The organism is Nocardiopsis sinuspersici (assembly GCF_001998325.1).
Lineage (GTDB): Bacteria > Actinomycetota > Actinomycetes > Streptosporangiales > Streptosporangiaceae > Nocardiopsis > Nocardiopsis sinuspersici.
In genome coordinates, this window is the sequence record NZ_MCOK01000001.1 from 680,709 (window position 1) to 704,171 (window position 23,463).

A 23,463-nucleotide genomic window follows, 5' to 3' on the forward strand; every position below is an offset into this window, starting at 1 on the left:
CTGGACGCACCGTGACACCGACCCCCGAGGGCTTTTGGCATGTCCCCATCGCATCGTGACCACCGGAGCCGCGGCACACTCGGCACCACTCTGCTCGCAGGCGTGTGCTGCGTCGGAGCGGTCGCCTACGGAGTGGTCGTCGGCCCGTCGATGCTGCCGCCGCAGGACGTGCAGGCCACCAGCGCGATGACCACGCAGGCGGGGCCGGACGTGGCGGAGGAGCCCGAGGAGTCCGTGGAGGAGGGGCCCACCGGACACCTGAAGATCCAGGTGAGCGACCGCGGCCGCGCCTGGGTGCAGACGCTGATGTGCACCGGGGACCTGGAGAAGGACCCCGCCGAGTGCGCCGAGCTGGCACAGGCGGCCGAGGAGCTCCACGGGGACACCGGAAGGCCGGTCGGGAACGAGGAGACCGCCTCCGACGACGCCGCCCCGACGGAGGCCGCCGCCCCGGATGGCGAAGGGCTGTTCACCGAGGTGCGCGAGGGAACCGTGTGCACCGACGAGGTGTACGGCCCCCAGGAGGCCACCATCGTGGGTACCTGGGAGGGCCAGGAGGTCGAGACGACCCTCACCCGCAAGGGCTCCTGCGAGGAGGCGCGCTGGCAGCGCCTGCGCGCCCTCACCGACCAGATCAGCTGACGGGCACGCTCCCCGAGCACGCGCTCCCCGCCCACACACCCCGGACACGCGCTTCTCGCACGCGCACCCTCCGGACGCACACGCCCGAACACGCGCTCTCCAGGCGCACACGCCCCGAACAGGAGACCATCGTCCTCCATGGACGTCATCAAGGTCAGTGACCCCGCGGACCCGCGCCTGGCCGACTACACCCGCCTGCGCGACGTGAACCTGCGCCGCCACCTGGAGGCCGAGCACGGCCTGTTCATGGCCGAGGGCGACAAGGTGATCCGCCGGGCCGCCGCGGCCGGGTTCGAGCCCCGCAGCTTCCTGCTCACCGAACGCCGTGCCGAGGCGCTCGACGACGTGGTCGCCGCCTTCGACGCGCCGCTGTACGTGGTCAGCGAGGACACCGCCCACCGGCTCGTCGGCTTCGACCTGCACCGCGGCGCGCTGGCCGCCTTCCACCGCCGGGCCCTGCCCCCGCTGGAGGACGTCCTGGCCGGGGCGCGCACCATCGTCGTCCTGGAGGACCTGGTGGACCACACCAACGTGGGCGCCATCTTCCGCAGCGCCGCCGGGCTGGGCGTGGACGCGATCGTGCTCGCGCCCCGCTGCGCCGACCCCCTCTACCGGCGGGCGGTCAAGGTGTCCATGGGAGCGGTGTTCACCCTTCCCCACACCCGCATGGACGACTGGTACGGCGGCCTGGACACCCTGCGCGGGGCCGGATTCCACCTCATGGCGCTCACCCCGGGCGAGGGGTCCCTGCCCATGCGCGACGCCATGGCCGCCCTCGGCCCGGGCGACCGGGTCGGGCTCCTGCTCGGCACCGAGGGCGACGGCCTGTCCTCCCGGTGGCTGGAGCGGGCCACCGCCCGGGTGCACATCCCCATGGCCGATCGCGACGTCGACTCCCTCAACGTCACCGCCGCGGCCGCCATCGCGTGCTACGAGCTGTCCCGCTCGGTGGGGTGACCCCGGCGCGGGAGGTCCCGCCGGTGCGTCGACCGCGTCGCAGGTGCGGCGGGCGGGGTCCTCATCCTGCTGGTCCCGTACCCGTGGCGCGCCTCGACGCTCGAACCCCGCTGTGGGCACGGGTTCCACCGTGGGGGGAGGGGCCGCGGACGCCCTAGGCTGGCTCCCGAGACGGACCGAGCGAAAGGACACGGGGACATGGGCGGCCGAGCGCTGGTGCAGTGGGAGCAGAACAGGGACAACGCCCCGGACTCCCTGGCGGTGGACCTCTACCCCGGAGGGCCGGCCCCCGCCGGCGGCCTGGACGAGGTGACCTTCTACCAGGTGCCCTACGCCCCCTCCACGCAGGGCGTCGACGAGCGGCTCGACATGATCGCGCGGATGCCGTCCCTGGAGGTGGTCCAGCTCCTCTCCGCCGGGTACGAGCACGTGCTCCCGCTGGTTCCCGACCACGTGACCCTGTGCAACGGACGCGGCCTCCACGACGCCAGTACCGCCGAGCACGCCCTGGCGCTCATCCTGGCCGCCCAGCGGGACCTGCCCCGGTGGGCGGTCGCGCAGAAGGAGCACCGGTGGGACCCGGCGCCGCTGCGCTCCCTGGCCGACCGCCGGGTGATGATCGTCGGCTACGGCAGTATCGGCCGGGCCGTCGAGAGCCGCCTGCGGCCCTTCGAGACCGAGGTCGTGCGCGTGGCCAGCCGCGCCCGCCCCGACGTGCACGGCATCGACGAACTGCACGCCCTGCTGCCGGACGCCGACGTCGTCGTCCTGGCCACCCCGCTCACCGAGGCCACCCGCGGCCTGCTCGGCGCACCGGAACTCGCCCTGCTGCGCGACGACGCGCTCGTGGTGAACGTGGGCCGCGGGCCCGTCCTGGAAACCCGCGCGCTGCTGGCCGAGAACGGCCGTGTGCGGGCCGCCCTCGACGTCACCGACCCCGAGCCCCTGCCGGGGGACCACCCGCTGTGGAGCGCCTCCGGCGTGTTCATCACCCCGCACGTCGCGGGCGGGGCGGCCGCGTTCTACCCTCGCGCCAGGGCCTTCATGGACGCCCAGCTCGCCCGCTGGGCCGCCGGGGAGGAGCTGGCCAACGTGGTCCGCCCCGGCGCCGCCCGCCGCGGCCGGTAGGCGGCGCCGGAGCCCGAACGAACCCCGTCGGCGCACGGGCGACGCCCCCTGGCGGTCGGGCGGGCGTACCCGCCGGTGCGTGTTATGTCCGACTGTCGGCGGTGAGGGACACACTGGGAGTATGCGGATCGCGGTGGTCGCCGACGGCGAGGGCGGCGGCTGGCTCCAGGAACTGGACGAGGCCCCCGGCCCGGTCCGCCGTGTCGCCGACCTCGCGGCCGCCGTGAGCGAGGCGGAGCACGCCCGTCCCGAACCGCCCCGGTGGGTGTGGTCGGCCAGTGAGGACGTCTACCCCGAGCTCGTCCGCGCCGGGGTGAGGGTCGCGCGCTGCCACGACACCGCCCTGACCGAGGCCCTGCTGCTGGGCTACCACTCCCGCCACGGCGAGGCCTCCTCCCTGGGCGCGGCCTGGGCCCGCCTGCACGGGCTTCCCGTCCCCGACGACCCCGTCCGCCCCCTCGGAGAGGGCACCGCCGCCCAGCCCGCCCTCTTCGAGGCCGACCGCTCCACCCTGCCCCCGGGCACCGACCGCCTCGCCGCCCTGGCCGAGGTCCACGCCGACCAGTTGGACCGCGTCGCCCGGCTCCCCGAGCCCGGACGCATGCGCCTGCTCGCGGCCGTGGAGTCGGCGGGCGGGCTCGCCGCGGCGGAGATGAGCCACGACGGCCTGCCCTGGCGGCCCGACGTCCACGACGAGATCCTCACCGAGCTCCTCGGGCCCCGGCCGCCCTCCGGGCAGCGCCCTCCCGTGCTCGCCGACCTCGCGGCGCGTATCGGCGAGGCCGTCGGCCACGAGGTCAACCCCGACTCTCCCGCGCAGGTCCTCAGGGCGATGGCGTGGATCGGCCACCCCGTCGAGTCCACCCGCTCCTGGGTCCTGGAGAGGGTCGACCACCCCGTCGTCCCGCTCCTGCTGCGCTACAAGGAACTCGCCCGCCTGCACTCGGCCAACGGCTGGTCGTGGCTGGAGACCTGGGTGCGCGAGCGCCCCGGCCCCGACGGCCTGCGCCTGGGCCGCTTCCAGCCCGACTACGTGGTCGGCGGCGTCGTCTCCGGGCGCTGGGCGACCCGGGGCGGGGGCGCCCTCCAGGTCCCCAAGTCGGTCCGGCGGGCGGTCCGGGCCGATCCCGGCTGGGTCCTGGTCCGCGCCGACGCGGGGCAGCTCGAACCCCGTGTGCTCGCCGCGGTCTCCGGGGACGGCGCCCTCGCCGCGGCGGCCGCGGAGGAGGACCTGTACGCCCGCCTGGCGGCGCACGTGGGCGGCGACCGCGAACGCGCCAAGATCGGCATGCTCTCGGCCATGTACGGCCAGACCTCGGGCGACGCCGCGCCCCTGCTGGCCACCATGCGCCGCCTCTACCCGCGCGCCCTGGACTACGTGGACTCCGCCGCGCGCACGGGCGAGGGCGGCGGCGTCGTCCGCTCCTGGCTGGGGCGCACCTCTCCCGCGCCCGGCGCGTGGTCCGCCACCGTCTCCGGCCCCGACGGGGAGCGCCGCCGCCGGGCCCACGGGAGGTTCACCCGCAACTTCGTCGTCCAGGCCACCGCCGCCGAATGGGCCCTGGTCCTGCTCGCCGCGCTGCGCCGGCGCCTGCCGGACATGCCCGAGGGCGCGGGAGTCGTCTTCTTCGTCCACGACGAGGTCGTCCTGCACGTGCCCGCCGACCTGGCCGGGGAGTCGGTGCGCGCGGTCGCCGAGGCCGAGGCCCAGGCCAGCGCGATCCTCTTCGGGGACACCCCGGTGCGATTCCCCCTGTCCCCGGTGGTCACCCAGAACTATGCGTCCTTATGACCGCGAAGTGGACGTCCGGTATCGGACGGCGTGGACTTCTTGCAAAGTCGTCCGTGTACGCCCATTCTTGGACGCGGACAAGTTGTCGACAGGCCGTACGCCACAGGGGTCCTCCCCCGGACCGGACGGCTCACAGAAAGGTGAGTTCCCCCCGTGCGGAGCCGTTTGAGAACATGTGCGGGTACCACCGCGGCCTTCGCCGTGGCCTTCACCGCCTTCGGCGCCACCCCGGCCTGGGCGGATCCCGTGGTCGAGGACCGTCCCCCCGTCAGTGAGCAGTTCGCCCCCGGTTCCCCCAGCGGCACCGACCCCCGCACGCGCGAGAGGGAGGGCGGGGACCGGGCCCCCGACGTCTCCGACGCCGAACTGCGGCGGGACGCCCACGTGGCCCCCTTCCGCGAGGCGCGCAGCGTCGAGTACTTCGCCGTCGCCCCCCGCACCCTGCCCCGGGAGGCCGTCTCGGCGGTCCGCGGGATCGACGGTGTCGAGGGCGTCCTGACCGTCGACGCCGCCCGTGTGGAGATCGAGGGCGAGACCACCTCGGTGCTCGGCGTGAACCCCTCCAACTTCCGCAACCACGCCCCCGAACCCTCCGCCGAGTCCGACAAGATCTGGCAGGGCGTGGCCGAGGGCCACATCGCGCTGTCCAACGACGTCGGTACCGAGCGCGGCCTGGAGGTCGGCAGCGAGGTCACCGTCGCGGGCGGGCGCGGAGAGGTCCCCCTGGAGGTGTGGACGCACGCCACCTCCGGCATCGCCGGGATCGACGCGCTGGTCTCGCGCGAGCGCGCCGCGGAGCTGGGCATGCCCGAGGGCAACGCTTTGGTGGTCTCCGCCCCCGACGCCGACCTGTGGGAGCTGCACGAGGCCCTGACCGAGGCCCTGGGCGAGGACGTCTCCCTCCAGCTCGTCGCCGACGCGCCCGAGCCCCTCGTCAGCGGCGAGGCCGTGGCCCCCTCGGTGGTGGAGCAGGTCATCGCCAACGCCGAGAGCCAGCTCGGCGTCCCCTACGTCTGGGGCGGTGAGACCCCCGAGGGGGGATTCGACTGCTCGGGCCTGCTCCAGTGGGCCTTCCACGAGGCGGGGGTGTCCATCCCCAGGGTCACCCACGACCAGTGGAACGCCGGCCGGCGCGTGGAGTTCGACGACATCCAGCGCGGTGACCTGCTGTTCTGGCGTACGGACCCCACCGCGCCCGACTACATCTCCCACGTGGCCATCTACCTGGGCGACGGCATGATGCTGGAGGCGCCGCGGACCGGGCTGAACGTGCGCGTCACCCCGGTGCGGACCAGCAACTACGCGGGAGCCGTGCGCGTCAACACCTGACGCGGCCCCTGCCCCCGACACCCCCTCCGGCCGCCGTGCCGGTCGGGGTGTACTTCTGTGCGGAAAAAGGAACGCGGTATCCGTGCGCACAACGTACTCAAAAGGATTGTGCCCCGCACAATCGCACCCAAGAAGCTTTAGCCAAATCAAATGGACGGCACGGAGATAAACGGGGAAAGAGAGTGGGCCGTGGTGTCACCGCGCCGGTGACACCACGGCCCACTCGTTTCTCCTTGCCCGAAAAACCCAGCCGGGAGGGGAAGGCAGGTCTCAGGCAGGAGGGGGAAACAGGGTCGTCACTGAGGGAGGGGGAGACAGCGTACGAACCCTGATGTGATGGTATTGAGTTCTGACGGAACGCGATCGGGGGCTTTCCCGGAGTGCCGTCGCACAGGGTCTACATAAGCAGTGACCGGGCGATTTGGCAAGAGGCCAGACCAAGGCAGGTAAGCGCTCTCAAACCTCCTGTGCCACCCATACCGACCAATACCGTCCCGATTTCCGTGCCGCTTCGTCTTCTTCCAGGTCAGCGCCCGGCGGCGTACCCCTGTACGCCCCGGGCGTCGGCGGCGGCGCGCAGCTCGCCGGACTCCGGGTCGCGTGCCACGGCGGCCAGGCGCCCCAGGGCCCAGTCCTCGACGACCTCCACCCGGTGGCCCCGTCCACGCAGCGCGTCGATGACCCCCTCTCCCACGCGCGGCTCCACGACCAGGCCGCCCGGAACCGTCTCCCTGGGGTGGAACGAGCTGGGGAAGGCGGTGGTGTGGAACATCGGCGTGTCCAGGGCCTCCTGGAGGTCCTCCACCCCGTTGAGGATCCTCAGCAGGGCGGTGAACGTCCACTGGTCCTGCTGGTCGCCGCCCGGGGTGCCGATCGCCAGGACCGCCTGGCCGTCCTCGCGGGTGACCAGGGTGGGGGACAGGGTGGTGCGGGGCCGTTTGCGGGGCGCCAGCGCGTTGGGCGAGGCGGGGTCGAGCCAGAACATCTGGGCCCGTGTGCCCAGGGGGAAGCCGAGTCCGGGGATGAGCGGGGAGCTGCTGAGCCAGCCGCCGCTGGGCGTGGCCGAGACCATGTTGCCCCGGGCGTCCACCACGTCCACGTGGCAGGTGTCCCCGCGCAGTTCGGCGGGCCCGGAGCCGGCCGCGTCGCGCACCGTGGGCTCACCGGTGGTGCGGTCCGCGGGGGTCTGGCCCGGCACGTACAGCGGTGGTTCGAAGGGCGAACGCGTGCCGACGCGGCCCGGGCGCTGCTCCATGCTGGCGCGGCCGTCGTCGACCAGGGCGGCGCGGCGGGCGGCGTAGTCGGCGCCGAGCAGCTCCTTGAGGGGGACGTCGACGAAGTCGGGGTCGCCGTACCAGGCCTCGCGGTCGGCGAAGGCGAGCTTGGCGGCCTCGGTCACCCGGTGCACGAAGTCGGCGCCGACCCCGTCGAGGACGTCGCGGCCGGTGCCGAGCGCCTCGGCGACGCGCAACTGCTGGAGCATGGTGGGCCCCTGCCCCCACGGGCCGGTCTTGTGCACGGTGTGGGAGCCGTGGGGGACGCTGACGGTGTCCTCGTAGGTGGCGCTCCAGTCGGCCATGTCCTGGGCGGTGAGCAGGGCCCGCTGGGGCTCCCCGGATCCGTCGGGGACGGGGGAGGACAGGAACGCCCCGACCGCCTCGGCGACGAAGCCCCGTGACCAGGACCGGCGCGCGGCCTCGATCTGCGCCTCGCGGCCGCCTCCGGCGCTCTCGGCCTCGGCGACGACGCGCCGGTAGGTGGCGGCCAGGGCCGGGTTGCGCAGCCGGGAGCCGGGTCTGGGCGCGGTGCCGTGGGGGAGGTAGACGGCGGCGGAGCCGGTCCAGTGGCGGGAGAAGACGGGGGCGAGGGCCTCGACGGCGGCGGCGATCCGGTCCAGGACGGGGTAGCCGCGCTCGGCGAGCCCGATGGCGTGGTCGAGCACGTCGCGAACGGTCATGGTGCCGTGGTCGCGCAGGAGCAGCATCCAGGCGTCGAAGGAGCCGGGAACGGTGGCGGCGAGCACGCCGCTGCCCGGGACGCGGTCCATGCCCGCGTAGGCGTCGATGGTCGCGGCCGCGGGGGAGACGCCCTGCCCGCACAGGACCCGGGGAGCGCTCCCGGCGGCCTGGAAGACGACGGGGACCTCGCCGCCGGGTCCGTTGAGGTGGGGTTCGACCACCTGGAGGGTGAAGCCGGCCCCGACGGCGGCGTCGAAGGCGTTGCCGCCGCGTTCGAGCAGGGACATGCCGGTGGCGCTGGCCAGCCAGTGGGTGGAGGCGACCATGCCGAAATCGCCGCGGAGCTGGGGCCGGGTGGTGAAACCGGGCATCTGGGCGGGTCCTCCTCGGGTGTGGGGGATGGCGGGGTCGCCACCGCGGTCCGGGTCGGGTGTGCCCGGGTGGGGGCTTCGCGACCGGAGGGTGACTGTGGTCACCGGCCTCGGACCTGAGGCGACGGTACATCATGGATTGTTCCCCTGAGTGGCCCGGTGTCCGGGTTCTCCACGGCCCCGGTTCCGCACAGGAGGAACCCGGGGCCAACATCCGTGTCCGGCCCCGGGTTCCTTGTGCGCTTCGCCCGGTGCTCCCGGCGGCCGCGTTCCGCGTGCGGTGCCCGCTCGCACCGCCCCGCCCGGCGGGCCCCGAGCCCGCCGCCTCGTGTCCCAGCGCGCCTCAGGGCGGCTCAGGGTGACTCAGGGCGCCTCAGGAGTTCTCGCCCGGGAAGCTCCACGGCACGGAGTCCCACAGCTCCTGCCACTCCTCGGCGCCGATCGGCTCGACGGTCCGGGTGGAGCCGGCCTCGTACTGTTCGGCCTCCTGGACGAGCTCGGCGATCAGCGGGGAGAGGTCGAAGATGATCTCCTCCACCTCGGCGCGCGTCAGGCTCAGGTCCTGGGCGCAGGCGCTGACCGCGCCGGTCTTGTCGCCCTCGTCGCCGTAGTGCCAGACGGTGGCCAGCAGGCGGTCGAGCTCGGCGGCGCCGAGCTGCTCCCCGGCCAGGACCCGCTCGACGAACTCCCCGCTGGAGGGGGTCATCCCGGCCTGGACCAGGTCGGTCTCGCCGGTCTCGAAGTCCACGAACCGGCCGATGACGCACTCCTTGACCTGGGGGACCCTGACGCCCTCGTGCTGTGCGCCCTCCTCGGTAGGAACCTCCTCGGCGGGGGTCCCCTCCTGCGTGCCCTCCTCGGTCGGCGTGCCCTGCCCGGTGGAGGTCTCCCCGGTCGGAGCCTCGTCCTGCCCGGCCGGAGCCTCCTCGGCGGGGGCCCCCTCCTGCGTGCCCTCCTCGGCCGGGGCTTCTTCGGCCGGGGACTCCTCCTGCCCGGCGGGGCTCTCGGGAGCACCGGACGCCTCGGGGCTCTCGGGAGCCTGCGGAGCGTCGGACGGCCGCGGGTCCGCGGGCCGCCCGACCGGAGCGGTGCCCGCGACGCCCACCGGAGTGCCGTCCGCGACCTCGTCGACGGGGGCCGCTCCCACGGCGGGGGGACCGGCGGGCTCCTGCGCGCCCTCGGTCTCCGTCGCCTGCTCCCCGGGCACGGGCCTGTCCTGGCCGCGCTCCTCGGCCGCGGGCTCCTCTGCCGGAGCCCCCTCGCCGGCGCCCTCCTCCGCGGGCTTCTCGGGGGAGGACTCCAGCGGGACCACGGACTCCGCCATCCTGACCAGCTCGCCGCTGTCCCACCGGTCCGGCTGCAGGTGCACGGCGATGGCCACACCGGGCCTCTCCAGCCAGAACAGGTCACCGGTCTCCTGTGACAGGTAGGACTCGTGCTCCAGGGCCTCGTTCCGGTCCATGCGGTGCAGCGACCCCTCGGGCAGGTGCCCGTACCGGATCGACCGGAGGTCCTCAAGGCTCTGGAAGCGCTCCGAGCGCAGCACGGCCACCCGTGCGAGCATCCGGTCGGGCCCCTGCGTCCAGGAGATCTGCGACTGCCTGTTGCCCCTGCGGTCCGTGATGGAGGAGGCGTTGATCCCGTACCCCTCCAGGTCCTCGGGCAGGTAACCGATCTCGTAGCCGTCGAGGCTGTACGAGGAGACGCTCTGGCTCACCACCGGCCAGTCCAGCGCCCGTGTGCCCTTCTCGTCGGCCGCCGCCCCCGGGAGCCCGGCCAATCCCGACGACGCGATCGTGGCGGCGCCGAACAGCGCGACCCACCCTTTGTGGTGCTTGCGCATGAGACTTCCTTCCCATCGACTACTCCTAGTGATGGTCGCAGGCTCTCCGTAATCAACAAGAGGCTGCGGAGTCAAGGAACGCACATGAAGTGACCAAATGGATGCATTAAGTGAGAATTTCGTCGAACTAGTGCAGTACCCACCAGATGATGGGCGGCGGATCACCGGCCGCTCCGCGCGTGGTAACCGGGTGGTCACCATACGCACTCAGTCTGGGGGCAGTCGCCCAGTTCACGCGCACTTGGGAGGTCCGGTGCAGCGCATCGGGATCGTCGTCGCAGCCGTATCGTTCATCATCGCCACCAGCGCGAGCGCAGCGTCCGCAGCAGAGGCCTCCGAGTCCTCGGAGCCGCGCCGCGAGAGACCCGTGTCCATCGAGTACGCGCCCTCGAAGCGGTCACCGACGGTGGTCGCCCACAGGGGAGCGTCCGGCCACGCGCCCGAGAACACCCTGGTCGCCCTCGACACGGCACACGAACTCGGAGCCGAGGCCGTCGAGGTCGACGTCCAGCGCACGCGGGACGGTGTCCTCGTCCTGGTCCACGACACCACCCTGGAGCGCACCACCGACGTCGAGGACGTCTTCCCCGACCGCAGCCCCTACAACGTCGGCGACTTCACCATGGCGGAGATCCGCGAGCTCGACGCCGGATCGTGGTTCGACTCCTCCTTCGAGGGCGAGGAGGTCCCCACCTTCGCGGAGGCGCTCGACCGGATGGAGAAGCTGGACCTCGACCTCTTCCTGGAGGTCAAGTCACCCGAGCTCTACCCCGGCGTGGAGAAGGAGATCGCCGCCGAGTTCGGCGGACGCGACGGCTGGCTGAAGGACGGGTCCTCCCGGGGGACCCCGCGCCTCGTCGTGCAGAGCTTCGACTGGGAGTCGGTGCGCCGGTCCAAGGAACTGATGCCGTCCGTGCCGCACGCCCTGCTCGGCCGGGTCCCCGAGAGCCGGATCCCGGATTTCACCTGGGCGCAGATGATCAACCCCAACCACACCACCATCGACTCCGCCTACGTCGAGCGGGTGCACGACGCGGGGCTGGAGATCATGCCCTACACCATCAACGAACGGTCCCGTATGGACGCGGTCCTCAAGTGGCGGGTCGACGGGTTCATCACCGACTTCCCCGAGATCGGGCTGAAGGCCGTCGCCGCCCAACGCGAGGAGTCCCGGCCCACCGTCAGGATCGTCAAGCCGCCCCTGTCCCTGTTCCGCTGACGGCGCTCCGGCCGCCTCCGCCACCGACCGCGCTCTGGCCACTGGTCCGTACCGGTGGGATGATCGGTCCGGACCACATTGGGGCCCCGCCCCGGGAGGACGCCGAGCAGGCACTCCCGGGCGGGGCCGCGGGCACACAGGAGGCGTACCCCACGTGAGCGACCGGCTGACCGTCCCCCGAGAGCACGTCGACTGGCGCACCAAGGGCCTGTGGTGGACGGACGAACCGATCACCCTGGAGGAGTTCGCGGCCCGCCGCGACCACCTGTTCACCGGTCCGTTCACCTGGCCGCTGATGGTGCTTCGGGCCTCCGCCCTGGAGCGCAACATCGCCGCGCTCTCCGAGTTCACCGGGCGCCACCGCCTGCTGTTCGCCCCCCACGGCAAGACCTCCATGGCCCCGGCCCTCATCCAGCGCCAGCTGGACGCGGGCGCCTGGGGTGTCACCGCCGCCACCGCCAACCAGGTCCTGGACTTTCGCCGGTTCGGCGTGCGCCGGATCCTGCTCGCCAACGAGCTGCTGGACGGCCGGGTACTGAGCTGGGCGGTCGCCGAGCTCGACCGGGACCCCGACTTCGAGTTCCTGTTCTACGCCGACTCCGCCGAGGGGGTCGCGGTCGCGGCGCGCGCCGCGACCGGCCGGCCCGGCGGCCGCCCCCTGCGGGTGATGGTCGAACGCGGGGTCCCCGGCGGGCGCACCGGCTGCCGCACCCGTGAACAGGTGCTCGCGGTGGCCCGTGCCGTGGCCGAAGCGCCCGGCCTGGAACCGGCCGGGGTCGCGGGCTACGAGGGTCCGCTCGGCGGGGCCGACGCCGTCCGCGGATTCCTGCGCGAGCTGCTGGGGGACGCCGAGGCCCTGGCCGCCGGGTGCGGGGTGGACCGGCCGGTGCTGTCGGTGGGCGGCAGCGCGTGGTTCGACCTGGTCGCCGAGGAGGTCGGCGGCCGCGGGGACGTCGTCCCGATCCTGCGCAGCGGCGCCTACGTGGCCCACGACGACGGCCTGTACCGGCGCACGACCCCCTACCGCCGCCTGCCGGAGGGGCCCGGGGCCCTGTCCGGGGCCCTGGAGCTGTGGGCGCAGGTCACCTCCGTCCCCGAGGAAGGCCTGGCGATCGCCGGCCTGGGCCGCCGTGAGGCCAATCACGACCAGGGGTTCCCGGTCCCGCGACGGATCCGTCGCGCGGACGGGAGCACCGTGGCGGCACGGGGCCTGGAGGTGACCGACCTCAACGACCACCACGCCTACCTGAGCGTGCCGCCGGGGCTGGAGGTCGGCCCCGGCGACCTGGTCTCCTTCGGGATCTCGCATCCGTGCACGGCGTTCGACCGCTGGAGGGTCATCCCGGTGGTGGACGACCGGGACACCGTGGTGGACGCGGTGGCCACCTACTTCTGAGGCCGCTCCCGCTCCGGGGGCCTCAGCCCCAGCCCACGACGCCCGGACGGGTGTGCCACGGGCGCGGCCCCTCCAGCGGGCGGTACTCCACCCCGGCCGCGTCGAGCCGCTCCAGGTGCCGCCTCAGCCGCGGCTCGAACTCGGCGTAGTCGCGCTCTCCGGCGGACCACACCTGCTCGGCGAACGCCGACAGCCTCGGGAAGACCATGTAGTCCAGCCTGCGCGGCGTGTCGATGTGCTCGGTCCACACGTTCACCTGCGCGCCCAGGACGTGCCGGGCCTCCTCCTCGGTGAGGCCGGAGGGCACCGGCTCGGCCAGGTAGACGTCCTCGGTCCGCAGCAGTGTGCCCACCTTGACCGGCTCGTCGTGGGAGTCCGACTGCCTGTAGTCCAGGTAGGAGGTGCGGGTGGGGCTCATGACCACGTCGTGTCCGGCGCGGGCGGCGGCGACACCGCCCTCCTCGCCGCGCCACGACATCACGGTCGCCCCGGGCGCGACTCCCCCCTCCAGGATCTCGTCCCAGCCCACCAGGCGGCGCCCGCGCGAGGCCAGGTGCTCGTCCAGTTGACGGATGAACCAGCTCTGCAGCTCGTCCTCGTCGGCCAGCCCCTCCTCCTTGATCCGCCTCTGCGCGGACTCGCTCGCCCTCCACTGCTCCTTGGGGCACTCGTCGCCGCCCACGTGGACGTAGGTGCTCGGGAACAGCTCCATCAGCTCGTCGAAGACGTTGCGGTAGAACTCCAGGACCTCGTCGGTCACCGCGAGCACCTCCTCGAAGATGCCCCACTGGGTCCCCACCGGGATCCGTCCGCTCTCGCCCAGCTCGGGGTAGGCGTGGATGGCGGCCTGGGAGTGGCCGGGCACGTCGATCTCGGGGACGACCGCCACGTGCCGGGCGTCGGCGTAGGCGACGATCTCGCGGATGTCGTCCTGGGTGAAGAAGCCGCCGTGCGGTCGGTTGTCGAACACGGGCGGCCTGCCGGCGCCCAGTTGGCTCTCGGACCGCCAGGAGGCGTCCTCGGTCAGCTTCGGGTAGCGGCGGATCTCCACGCGCCATCCCTGGTCGTCGGTCAGGTGCAGGTGCAGCACGTTGAGCTTGTGCATGGCCATCAGGTCGATGAACCGCAGCACCTCGCGCTTGGGAACGAAGTGGCGGGCCACGTCCAGCATCACGCCCCGCCAGCGAAAGCGCGGCGCGTCGGTGACGCTCACCGCGGGCAGGGACCACGCGGCGCCGCCCAGCGGGGCGTCGCGGTAGGCGTCGGCGGGAAGCAGTTGGCGGAGGGTCTGCGCACCGTAGAACACCCCGGCGGGGTCGTTGCCGACGATGATGGCGCCCTCGCCGTCCACGATCAGCCGGTAGCCCTCGCGGCCCAGGCCCGCGTCGGCGTCCACGCTCAGCCGGATCTGGGCGCTGGCCTCCTCACCGGTGGCCAGGGACAGCCCGGTCGCCGCCCCGAGTTCACGCTGGATCCACGTGAGCGTGCCCCGGGCTTCGGGGTCGGCGGAGACCCTGGTCGACGACGTGAGGGTGAGTCCCTCGGTGTCGCCCCCGACCGCCGTGGCGGGACGGGGAATGACGGGACGGCTGGGGAAGGGGGAGGTGTCAAGCACGGGGAACCGCTCCTATCCGGTCTAGACCAATACCGGACATAGTGTCATGAGCTCTCACGGAGGCACACCCCCGGAGGCCTTCGGCCCGTCCGGATCGGGGCGGCCCCCTGTCCGCTTCCGCCCTGGTCCGCTCACGTCGGCGGGCGCCGCCGCGGGCGCGTGTTACAAATCCGCTCCCTCGGGGAGGCGAGGGAGAGCGGCGGTGGTCGGCCCCGGAACGGGGTGGGGTGAGCACCACCTCCGGACGGGGGCTGTCGTTATCGCCGCGGCACGGTGCCCGTCCGTACCGTTGTGGCCAAATCCGCGGCCGGGTGCGCGCGGACCGGAATCGAGCGTCGGAGGACACGGTGCAGAGGATGCGGGGGAGGCCCCGGGGGTCCACGGGGCGGTGGCGCTGATGCTGCTGCCGGTCCTGATCGCCGTGGCGGGGGCGTTCACCCTGGCGCTCGGCTCCGCTCTCCAGGAACGCGACGCCATCCGTGCCCCGGGCCACCAGGTGGCGCGTGGGGGCTTCCTGCTGCACCTGCTCCGCCAGCCCCGCTGGATGGTCGGCAGCGCCGCGGCGGTCCTGGGGTCGCTCCTGCACCTGGCCGCCCTCAGCAGCGCTCCGCTGACCATCATCCAGCCGATCGGTGTGACGGGCCTGCTCTTCGCCATCGTGCTGTCGGCCGTGTTCAACGGCCGACGGGTCGGCCCCTCCCAGATCATCGCCGGGACCGCCGTCATGGCGGGCCTCGTCGGAGTGCTCTCACTGTTCCCGCACGCGGCCGAGACCCCCACCATGACCACGGGCGTGGCGCTGGTCCTCACCGGGACCGCCCTCGGCGCCGGGGTCCTCGTCCACGTCACCGCGCACTGGATGAACAGCTCGGCCCGGGCCATCCTGCTCGCCCTGGCGGGCGGGGCGGCCATGGGCACCACGTCGGGGCTGGCGCGGGTCATCACCGCCAACGCCCACACGGACTGGACCAGCGTCATCGGCTGGCTGACCCCGCTCGCCCTGGTGACCGGGGTCTTCGGCGCCCTGCTGATGCAGAACGCCTACCGGACCGGGCACTTCTCGGCCGCCTACGCGACCCTCCTGATCACCGACCCGGTGGTCGGCGTGGCCATCGGGGCACTGCTCCTCGGGGAGGGTGCGCCGAGGACCCTGCCCGCCCAGCTTGGCGCGCTGGCCTTCACGGTCCTGGCGGTCGCCGGGACCATCGCGCTGGCGCAGGTGCGCCACCGCAACCCCGAGGCCCCGCGGGGCCCCGGGTCCACCGGAACCAGCCCCAATGCCCCCACACGTTGAACGAAGGAGTTCCACCATGGCTCAGTTCGACCGTCCGCTGCGCGTCCTGATCGCCACCGACACCTACCCGCCCGACGTCAACGGTGCCGGATACTTCACCCACCGCCTGGCCGAGGGGCTGGCGCGGCGGGGGCACCGCGTCCACGTGGTGTGCCCCTCCGAGCGGGGCGAGCCGTACGTGACGGTCAACGGCGAGGTGACCGAGCACCGGATGCCCTCGGCCCCCATACCCTTCCAGCCCAGCATGCGCGCCGCCCTCCCGCTGGGGCTGGGCGGGCACCTCGCCAGGATCGTGCAGCGGATGGACCCGGACGTCGTACACGCGCAGAGCCACTTCCCGGTCAGCCGGGCGGCGCTGCGCAAGGGCCGGGCGGCAGGTATCCCGGTGGTGCTGACCAACCACTTCATGCCGGACAACCTGTACGCGCACGCACGGGTGCCCGCTCCGATGCGGGAGGCGGCGGGGACACTGGCCTGGAGGGACATGATCCGGGTGGCCGGCGAGGCCGACTACGTGACCACGCCGACGCCGCGCGCGGCACGGCTGCTGCGGGAGAAGGGGTTCGCCCGTACGGTCGAGGACATCTCGTGCGGGATCGACCTGGAGCGGTTCCGTCCCCGGGCCGGGGACCGGGCGGCGGCGCGCCGGAGGTTCGGCCTGCCCGACCGGGACACGATCGTGTTCGTGGGACGGCTGGACGAGGAGAAGCGGATCGTCGACACGATCCGGGCGCTGGCCAGGATCGTGCCGGAGCGGGACGCCCAGCTGGCCCTGGCGGGGACCGGTCAGCGCGAGGAGGAGCTGCGCGCGCTGGCGGCGGAGCTGGGGGTGGCCGACCGGGTGTTCTTCCTGGGGTTCGTGCCCGACGAGGACCTGCCGCTGGTGTACGCGGCGGGGGACGCCTTCGCCATCGCCGGCGTGGCCGAGCTACAGAGCATCGCCACCCTTGAGGCGATGTCCACCGGTCTGCCGGTGGTGGCCGCCGACGCGATGGCGCTGCCGCACCTGGTGGAGGAGGGGCGCAACGGGTTCCTCTTCCCGCCCGGAGACGACGCGCGCCTGGCGGACCGGCTGCTCACCGTGCTCGGTCCGGAGAGGGACCGGCTCGCCATGGGCGCCGCCAGCCGGGAGATCGCGCTGCGGCACGACCACCGGCGGTCGCTGGAGCGGTTCGAGGACACCTACAGGCGGCTGCGGGGAGCACCACCGGTGCCGCTGTGGGTCGAGAGGGCGGTCGCCGAGAGGGCGGTCGCGGTGTGACCCGAGGGCGCGGGGCCGGGGCGGGAAGGCCCGGGACGCTCCGGGAGGGGGCCGGGTCCGGTGCCGGGGAGGAGCCGGGGGCCGCGGGCGCGGGGCCGGATGCCCGAACGTGCCGGGTGACGGATGGGGATCCTGTCGCCTCCCGGGCACGGTGGCGTGTTGACCGTGGCATGAGGCGACGGATACCCGGGTCGCCCCGGCCGCCGGATGCGGCCGGTGCCTCGGGAAAGCCCTGTGTGCGCCCCGTGTGCCGTGGGGCGGGGGTCGCCGCGGGGGCGTTCCGCGGCGGGTCACCGCCCCCTTGTTATGTCTGGAATGTGCTGTTTATAGGCATTTGCTACCTTTGCCACTTTCCGTATTCTTTGCGTAGCGACCTGTGATGTTGTCCCGCTGCGGGAAACACCAGATGTTGTGTGGTTCGAAGGCATCAGTGCACAGTCCGGCCGACGCTGGATCGCCCGTGGCGGCAACGCCGCCGAAGGCCTCACCGAACGGCTCGTCAGCGCCGAACGTGAGGCGGGGTTCCATGAGCGCGACATGTCGGTGTTCGAACGTGAGCGCATCGACCTGGAACACCGGGTGAACCGGATGGAAGCTGAGCTGGAGGCACTGCGAAGAAGGAGACTGGAAGCCTACGCACGATGGTGGAACGCCCGGGACGACCGTGACCGGGCACGCCATGTCTGTCGCAGACTGCGCCGCCGGATCGACCGGACGCGTCGCAGGGAAAGCCAAGGGTGAGCGGTGCGCGAGCGCCGAACGACCGGAGACCGTCACACAACCGAACACGACACGACCGACGCGCGGCCGCCAGGAGCGGGCCGCGCGTCCTCGTCCGCACCCGCCGGGCGATCCCGCTCCCGGCGTCACCGCCGGCGGTCGGGAGTGCCGCTGGGAGCAGGACCGCCGCGGGTCAGGCGAGCGCGGTCTCGCTGATCTCCTCGCCCACCTGCCGTGCGGCGTCGCGCAGGGCGGCCAGGGTCACCTGCACCGCCGGACGGCGCGCGGTCACCGAGCGCACCACCGCGTACACGTCCCGCTCGGGCGCGGCGGGGGGCAGGCCGCGGTAGACCAGTCCCGCCGGCCCTCCCGCCATCGCCAGGGCCGGGACCGCGGCGATCCCGATCCCGCGCGAGACCAGGCTCAGAACCGTCCCCAGCCCCTCGAACTCCCAGGCCGAGGAGGGCAGGCCGCCCACCTCGGCCAGGAGCCGGTCCATGCCGTAGCGCGAGCGCTCGCTCTCGGGCGTCACGATCCACGACTCGCTCAGCAGCGTCTCCAGCACCACGGGTGTGGAGGGATCGGCCAGCGGATGGTCCTCGGGTACCGCCAGCACCATCGGGTCGCGCATCAGGTGGATGTGCCGCAGCCCGATGTCCGGGCCGCGCCCGGGGTGCTGCCGGGCCCAGTCGTCGACCAGCGCGATGTCCACCTCCCGTGAGCGCACCTGCTGGGTCCCCGTCGCCAGCAGGGTCTGACGCAGCAGCAGCTGCATCCCCTCGTGCCGGCGCAGCCGCGGCACGAGCAGGGGCGCGAAGGCCACGGCGGCGGTCGGGAACGCCGTGACGGTGACCACGCCGAGGGCGAGGTCGGACTGCTCGGCGATCACCGACTCGGTCGCCTCCACCAGCGCCAGGATGTCCTCGGCCTGGGCCACCAGGAGCCGTCCGGCGTCGGTCAGCTCCGCGCCCCGGGCGGACCGGTCCAACAGCGCCACACCCGTCTCCCTCTCCAGCGTGGCCAGCTGCTGGGAGACCGCCGAGGGCGTGTAGCCCAGGGCGTTCGCGGTGGCCACGATCGTGCCCCGGGCGCTGAACTCGCGGAGGATCTGGAGGCGGCGAAGATTGAGCATAAGAAGATCTTACGCTCAGCATCGTAAAGACGCGCTTGTACTGATGCCCGGAACTGGGCAGTGTGGGGGTGACAGGCCGACACCCATGGTGTGACCACGCATTACACGACAAGTCGGAGATGAGTCACCGATGACCGTCACTGTGTCCGCGACCCTCGCCGTCAACGAAGCCCTCGCCGAGAAGCGCCGCCAGGGGGTGCGCGTGCTTCCCCTGGGCTTCGGTGAGGCCGGGCTCCCGGTGCACCCGGTCATGAGAGACCAGCTCACCGCGGCGAACGGTGCGAACGCCTACGGCCCGGTCGCCGGGTCGGAGGCGCTGCGCGAGGCCGCCGCCGGGTACTGGGAGCGCCGCGGTCTGCCCACCGACCCCGCGCAGGTCATCGCCGGCCCCGGCAGCAAGCCGCTCCTGTACAGCCTCCTGCTGGAGATCGGCGGCGACACCGCGATCGCCGCGCCCAGCTGGGTCAGCTACGCGGCGCAGAGCCGCCTGGTGGGCCAGCGGCCCGTCATGGTCCCCACGACCACCGGGCAGGGCGGCGTACCCCAGCCCGACCTGCTGCACGCCGCCGTCACCGACGCCCGGGAGCAGGGCCGCACGGTCAACGCCGTCATCGTCACCCTGCCCGACAACCCGACCGGCACCGTGGCCGACGCCGACACCGTCCGCCGCGTGTGCGAGGTGGCCCGTGAACTCGACCTGGTGATCGTCTCCGACGAGATCTACCGCGACCTCGTCCACCCCGGGGCCCCCGGCGAGGAACCCGTGGAGGTCCACGGTCCGGCCGAGTTCGCGCCCGAGCGCACCGTCGTCTCCACCGGCCTGAGCAAGAACCTGGCCCTGGGCGGCTGGCGGATCGGCGTCGTGCGCCTGCCCGACTCCGAGATCGGCCAACGCCTGCGCGGCGGACTGCTCGGCGTGGCCAGCGAGATCTGGTCGAGCCCGTCCGCCCCCGTCCAGGAGGCCGCCGCGTACGCCTTCACCGAGCCCGCCGAACTCCGGGACCACGTCGACCGCAGCCGCCGCCTGCACGGCATCGTCGCCGGCGCGGTCACCGATGCGTTCACCCGGGCGGGCGCGGCCGTCTCCGCGCCCCGGGCGGCGTTCTACCTCTACCCCGACCTCGAACCGGCCCGCGGCCAGCTGGCCGACCGGTACGGCGTGACCACCGGCCCGGAGCTGACCGGGCTGCTGCTGGAGCGCTTCGGGATGGGCGTGCTGCCCGCCGCCGAGTTCGGAGAGGGCTCCGGTGCCCTGCGCATGCGGGTCGCCACCAGCATGCTCTACGGCGACACCGAGGAACGCCGCTACACCGCCCTGGCGGCCACCGACCCGCTGGCGCTGCCGTGGATCCGCGCCCACCTGGACCGTCTCGCCGAGGTCCTGGACGAACTGCTGGCCGAGGCGCCCGACCCCGCCCTCTCACGGCCCCGGGCCCCCGCTCCGCAGACGGTCAGCTAGATTCGCGTCCGCCCCGTGAAGGGGGCGGGGTGGACGTGCGCTCTTCCGGCCTCCCCCGGCCGCTCCTTCCGGGGGAGGCCGGAACCATGTCCGCCCCGGTGCCGCGCTCGGCCAGTTCCCGGCTGGGAGCGATCACCGCGCGGTAGTGGTCGAGCAGCTGCTCACCGACCGCCTCCCACGTACGGTGCTCCACCGAGGGGCGGGTCCCCGCGGCCATCCGCCGCCGCACCTCGCGGTTGTGCGCCAGCCGTCCCACCGCCACCCGCAGCTCGCGTACCGAGTCCGGGGCGTACAGCAGCCCGTTGTGCTCGGGAACCACCAGGTCCAGCGGCCCGCCCGCGGCCGGAGCCACCACCGGGACCCCCGAGGCCAGGGCCTCCTGGACGGACTGGCAGAAGGTCTCGTCGGCGCCGGTGTGCACGAACACGTCCATGGACGCGTACAGGCGGGCCAGGTCCCCGCCGGTGCGCTGACCGGTGAACACCGCGTCGGGCAGGCGCCGCCGCAGACGGGCGCGCTCGGGACCGTCACCCACCACGACCAGCCTGATGCCGCGCAGCCGCGCCACGTGCGCCAGCAGGTCCACCCGCTTGTCCCTGGCCAGCCGTCCCACATAACCCACGATCGCCTCCCCGTTCGGAGCGAGCCGGCGCCGCAGCTCCCCGTCGCGGCGTGCGGGATCGAAGAGGCGGGTGTCCACCCCGCGCCGCCACAGGTCCAGCCGCGGGAACCCCCGGGCGGACAGCGCCTCCATGGTGGCCGAGGACGGCACCAGCGTGCGGTCCACGGCCGCGTGGGTGCGCCGCAGCAGCGACCAGAGGGCCTCCCCGCCGGGCACGCGGTGGCGACCGGCGAAACCCGGCAGGTCGGTCTGGAACACGGCCACGGTCGGCAGCGCCCACCTGCGTGCGGTCTCCACGGCCGCCGAGCCGAACAGGGCGGGCGAGGCCAGGTGCAGGACGTCGGGGGAGAAGGAGCGGATCGCCGCGGTCATCGTGCGCCGGGCGGGCAGCCCCACGGGGAAGTCCCGGTAGAAGGGCAGGGGCATGGAGGGCATGCGGACCACAGGGAAGCCCGCGTAGGAGGAGGGGCCGGGTCCGGGGGCCAGCACCAGGACCTCGTGGCCCCGTGCGGCCAGCAGATCGACGACACGACACACGGAGTTGGTCACCCCGTTGACCTGCGGAAGGAAGGATTCTGTCACGATGGCCACGCGGAGTGGTCCGCGCGTCTCGGTCGGGGACATGCGAGTGGCTCCCAACGCCGGGGGGACGGCTGCCTCCGACGTTAGGCTCGGGGGGTGAATCCCGGTCGGGGCGTGGGAGAACCGCGTCCGAAGACCGGGCGTGGACCGACCGAGCGGGCGGTGACGGCGCTCCGGCGCCAGTGTTGCCGCCGGGTGATCCGCCGATGGCTATGATCGGCTGACGCAATCGACGTGCTCTCTAAGGAGTCATACGGTGACCCTCACCGAATGGGCGGAAGTGGTCAGAAGAGAACTGGATCTGACCGGTACGGAGCCGTTCCGGAAAGCGGACGTCGATCGGGTCCTGGACCTGGCGAGGGACGCCGCCCACTCCGTGGCCCGGCCCGCGGCGCCCCTGACCACCTATCTCCTCGGCGTGGCGGTGGGGCGGGGAGCGGACCCCGACGAGGCCGCGGCCGTCCTCAGCAGGCTCGCCCTGGCCCAGGACGACGAGGGCGGTGTCTGAGCGCGCGCACGCGGGAGAAGACGCGTGCGCACACGAAGAAACCGGCATGTGGAACAGGCGTGATTCGTTCGTTACGCGTCGGTGCGATTCTTTGCCGGTATCGCCAGGCCTCCACCAGTGCCGACGCGATCGCAAGGGTGCCCGAACTCCCCGCACCGAGACACCGGCGGCCCCGTCCCCACCCACTCACCGATAGGGAGATCCCCTGTGGACCAACTCCTCGAAATGGCTGGCATCGTCAGCAGCATCATCTGGGGACCCTTCGTCCTCATCCCGCTGCTGGCCGGTGTCGGGCTGTTCCTCACGATCCGACTGCGCCTGCTCCAGCTCTTCCGCCTGCCGCACGCGCTGTGGCTCGCCTTCGTCCGCCGGAAGGAGGACGAGTCCGTCGAGGGCGACATCTCCCACTACCAGGCCCTGAGCACCGCCCTCGCCGCCACCGTCGGCGTCGGCAACATCGGTGGTGCCGCGCTCGCCATCGGCACGGGCGGCCCCGGCGCGCTGTTCTGGATGTGGATCGTCGCCCTTCTCGGCATGGCCACCAAGTACAGCGAGGCCCTCCTGGGCGTGAAGTTCCGCCGCACCAACGACAGGGGCGAGCAGAGCGGCGGACCGATGTACTACCTCAAGTACGGGATCCGCGGCGGTCTGGGCACCACCCTGGGCGTGGCCTTCGCGGTCTTCGGCTCCATCGCCGCCTTCGGTATCGGCAACGGCACGCAGTCCAACACCGTCTCCCAGCAGATCACCAGCGTCACCCCGCTCGCCCCGTGGATGGTCGGCCTGATCCTGATGCTGCTCGCGGGAGCCGTCATCCTCGGCGGTATCAAGAGCATCGGCCGGGTCGCCTCCGCGCTCGTGCCGCTCATGATCGTCCTCTACGTCGGCATCTGCCTGGTCATCCTGGCCGTCAACTGGGACGCCATCCTGCCGGCGCTCCAGCTCGTGGTGACCGACGCCTTCACCGGCACGTCCGCGGCGGGCGGCTTCGCCGGCGCGGGCTTCATGCTCGCCATCCAGCAGGGCTTCGCCCGCGGCATCTTCTCCAACGAGTCGGGCCTGGGCACCGGCGCCATCGCCGCCGCCGCGGCCAGGACCAGGCAGCCGGTCCGCCAGGCCATGGTCTCGATGACCCAGACCTTCATCGACACCATCATCGTGGTCACCATGACCTGCCTGGTCATCATCGTCACCGGCGCCTGGAGCGCCGCCAACAGCGATGACGGCTCGCTGATGACCTCCTACGCGATCACCGAGGGCCTGGGTTCGATCAGCCCCGCGCTCGCCCCGGCCGGCGCCTACGTCGTGGCCATCGCGGTCGCCGTGTTCGCCTTCACCACCCTGCTCGGATGGGCCTACTACGGCGAGCGGTGCGTGGAGTTCCTGGGCGGCAGCCGCATGATCACCCCCTACCGCCTGGTGTTCATCGCGGTCATCTTCATCGGTGCGGTGGCCAGCCTGGACTCCGTGTGGCTGTTCAGCGACATCGCCAACGGACTGATGGCGCTGCCCAACCTCATCGGGCTCCTGCTGCTGTCCCCGATCGTCGTGGCCGAGACGCGCAAGTTCTTCGACCACCCGGACTGGAGGGACCCGAGCAAGGTCATGGAGGACGTGAGCAAGACGTGAGCGGAT

General features: G+C 72.9%; 18 protein-coding genes. 13 read left to right on the top strand and 5 right to left on the bottom strand.

What is annotated here, in order from left to right; genetic code table 11:
• Nucleotides 1-39 precede the first annotated feature (39 nt).
• From NOSIN_RS02910 to NOSIN_RS02930, 5 genes are all read left to right on the top strand, one after another.
• Nucleotides 40-642, top strand: coding sequence for a hypothetical protein (locus NOSIN_RS02910; protein ID WP_077689239.1), 603 nt, complete (start codon nt 40-42; stop codon nt 640-642).
• A gap of 138 nt (nt 643-780) precedes the next feature.
• On the top strand, nt 781-1,599 hold the full coding sequence (locus NOSIN_RS02915; protein WP_077689240.1) for a TrmH family RNA methyltransferase: 819 nt from the start codon (nt 781-783) through the stop codon (nt 1,597-1,599).
• Nucleotides 1,600-1,797: 198 nt separating this feature from the next.
• Nucleotides 1,798-2,727 carry a 2-hydroxyacid dehydrogenase gene (locus NOSIN_RS02920; RefSeq protein WP_077689241.1) on the top strand — a complete coding sequence of 310 codons (930 nt, stop codon included), beginning with the start codon at nt 1,798-1,800 and terminating at the stop codon, nt 2,725-2,727.
• A gap of 121 nt (nt 2,728-2,848) precedes the next feature.
• Nucleotides 2,849-4,519 carry a bifunctional 3'-5' exonuclease/DNA polymerase gene (locus NOSIN_RS02925; protein ID WP_077689242.1) on the top strand — a complete coding sequence of 557 codons (1,671 nt, stop codon included), beginning with the start codon at nt 2,849-2,851 and terminating at the stop codon, nt 4,517-4,519.
• A 153-nt stretch (nt 4,520-4,672) separates the two neighbouring features.
• Complete coding sequence (locus NOSIN_RS02930; RefSeq protein WP_171986549.1) at nt 4,673-5,848, top strand: C40 family peptidase; 1,176 nt, start codon at nt 4,673-4,675, stop codon at nt 5,846-5,848.
• Nucleotides 5,849-6,374: 526 nt separating this feature from the next.
• On the opposite strand, the gene NOSIN_RS02935 is transcribed toward NOSIN_RS02930, so the two are convergent.
• Both NOSIN_RS02935 and NOSIN_RS02940 read right to left on the bottom strand, forming a co-directional pair.
• Nucleotides 6,375-8,177, bottom strand: a complete 1,803-nt coding sequence (locus NOSIN_RS02935) for a gamma-glutamyltransferase family protein (protein ID WP_077689244.1) — start codon at nt 8,175-8,177, stop codon at nt 6,375-6,377.
• A 373-nt stretch (nt 8,178-8,550) separates the two neighbouring features.
• Entirely contained in the window at nt 8,551-10,020 is a 1,470-nt protein-coding gene (locus NOSIN_RS02940; RefSeq protein ID WP_077689245.1) for a hypothetical protein, read from the bottom strand.
• 253 nt (nt 10,021-10,273) lie between these two features.
• Here NOSIN_RS02940 and NOSIN_RS02945 point away from each other — a divergent pair, with 253 nt between their 5' ends.
• Nucleotides 10,274-11,239 carry a glycerophosphodiester phosphodiesterase family protein gene (locus NOSIN_RS02945; protein ID WP_077689246.1) on the top strand — a complete coding sequence of 322 codons (966 nt, stop codon included), beginning with the start codon at nt 10,274-10,276 and terminating at the stop codon, nt 11,237-11,239.
• A 154-nt stretch (nt 11,240-11,393) separates the two neighbouring features.
• Nucleotides 11,394-12,635 (top strand): alanine racemase, encoded by a 1,242-nt coding sequence (locus NOSIN_RS02950; protein WP_077689247.1) that lies wholly within the window; start codon nt 11,394-11,396, stop codon nt 12,633-12,635.
• A 22-nt stretch (nt 12,636-12,657) separates the two neighbouring features.
• Here NOSIN_RS02950 and NOSIN_RS02955 read toward each other — a convergent pair whose 3' ends face one another.
• Complete coding sequence (locus tag NOSIN_RS02955) at nt 12,658-14,250, bottom strand: beta-N-acetylhexosaminidase (protein ID WP_143832840.1); 1,593 nt, start codon at nt 14,248-14,250, stop codon at nt 12,658-12,660.
• 397 nt (nt 14,251-14,647) lie between these two features.
• On the opposite strand from NOSIN_RS02955, the gene NOSIN_RS02960 reads away from it, so the two are divergent.
• The 3 genes from NOSIN_RS02960 to NOSIN_RS02970 all read left to right on the top strand — a co-directional run bounded on the left by NOSIN_RS02960 (nt 14,648) and on the right by NOSIN_RS02970 (nt 17,546).
• Nucleotides 14,648-15,544 (top strand): DMT family transporter, encoded by an 897-nt coding sequence (locus NOSIN_RS02960; RefSeq protein WP_171986550.1) that lies wholly within the window; start codon nt 14,648-14,650, stop codon nt 15,542-15,544.
• A 16-nt stretch (nt 15,545-15,560) separates the two neighbouring features.
• Nucleotides 15,561-16,805 carry a glycosyltransferase gene (locus NOSIN_RS02965; protein ID WP_077689249.1) on the top strand — a complete coding sequence of 415 codons (1,245 nt, stop codon included), beginning with the start codon at nt 15,561-15,563 and terminating at the stop codon, nt 16,803-16,805.
• Nucleotides 16,806-17,216: 411 nt separating this feature from the next.
• Complete coding sequence (locus tag NOSIN_RS02970; protein ID WP_077689250.1) at nt 17,217-17,546, top strand: hypothetical protein; 330 nt, start codon at nt 17,217-17,219, stop codon at nt 17,544-17,546.
• A gap of 172 nt (nt 17,547-17,718) precedes the next feature.
• Here the strand turns inward: NOSIN_RS02970 and NOSIN_RS02975 are convergent, their stop codons facing one another.
• Nucleotides 17,719-18,657 (bottom strand): LysR family transcriptional regulator, encoded by a 939-nt coding sequence (locus NOSIN_RS02975; RefSeq protein WP_077689251.1) that lies wholly within the window; start codon nt 18,655-18,657, stop codon nt 17,719-17,721.
• Nucleotides 18,658-18,787: 130 nt separating this feature from the next.
• Between NOSIN_RS02975 and NOSIN_RS02980 the strand changes: the two genes are divergently transcribed.
• Nucleotides 18,788-20,116, top strand: coding sequence for a pyridoxal phosphate-dependent aminotransferase (locus tag NOSIN_RS02980; RefSeq protein ID WP_077689252.1), 1,329 nt, complete (start codon nt 18,788-18,790; stop codon nt 20,114-20,116).
• On the opposite strand, the gene NOSIN_RS02985 is transcribed toward NOSIN_RS02980, so the two are convergent.
• The gene (locus NOSIN_RS02985) at nt 20,109-21,320 is read right to left on the bottom strand and encodes a glycosyltransferase family 4 protein (RefSeq protein ID WP_236743288.1); all 1,212 of its coding nucleotides are present in this window, start codon (nt 21,318-21,320) and stop codon (nt 20,109-20,111) included. The two genes, NOSIN_RS02980 and NOSIN_RS02985, sit on opposite strands and share 8 nt — an antisense overlap.
• A gap of 256 nt (nt 21,321-21,576) precedes the next feature.
• Here NOSIN_RS02985 and NOSIN_RS02990 point away from each other — a divergent pair, with 256 nt between their 5' ends.
• Together NOSIN_RS02990 and NOSIN_RS02995 are read left to right on the top strand one after the other, a co-directional pair.
• Nucleotides 21,577-21,828 (top strand): DUF6457 domain-containing protein, encoded by a 252-nt coding sequence (locus NOSIN_RS02990; RefSeq protein ID WP_077689254.1) that lies wholly within the window; start codon nt 21,577-21,579, stop codon nt 21,826-21,828.
• Between the two features lie 207 nt (nt 21,829-22,035).
• A complete protein-coding gene (locus tag NOSIN_RS02995; protein ID WP_077689255.1) occupies nt 22,036-23,457 on the top strand; it encodes an alanine/glycine:cation symporter family protein in 1,422 nt (473 codons plus the stop codon).
• Nucleotides 23,458-23,463 lie beyond the last annotated feature (6 nt).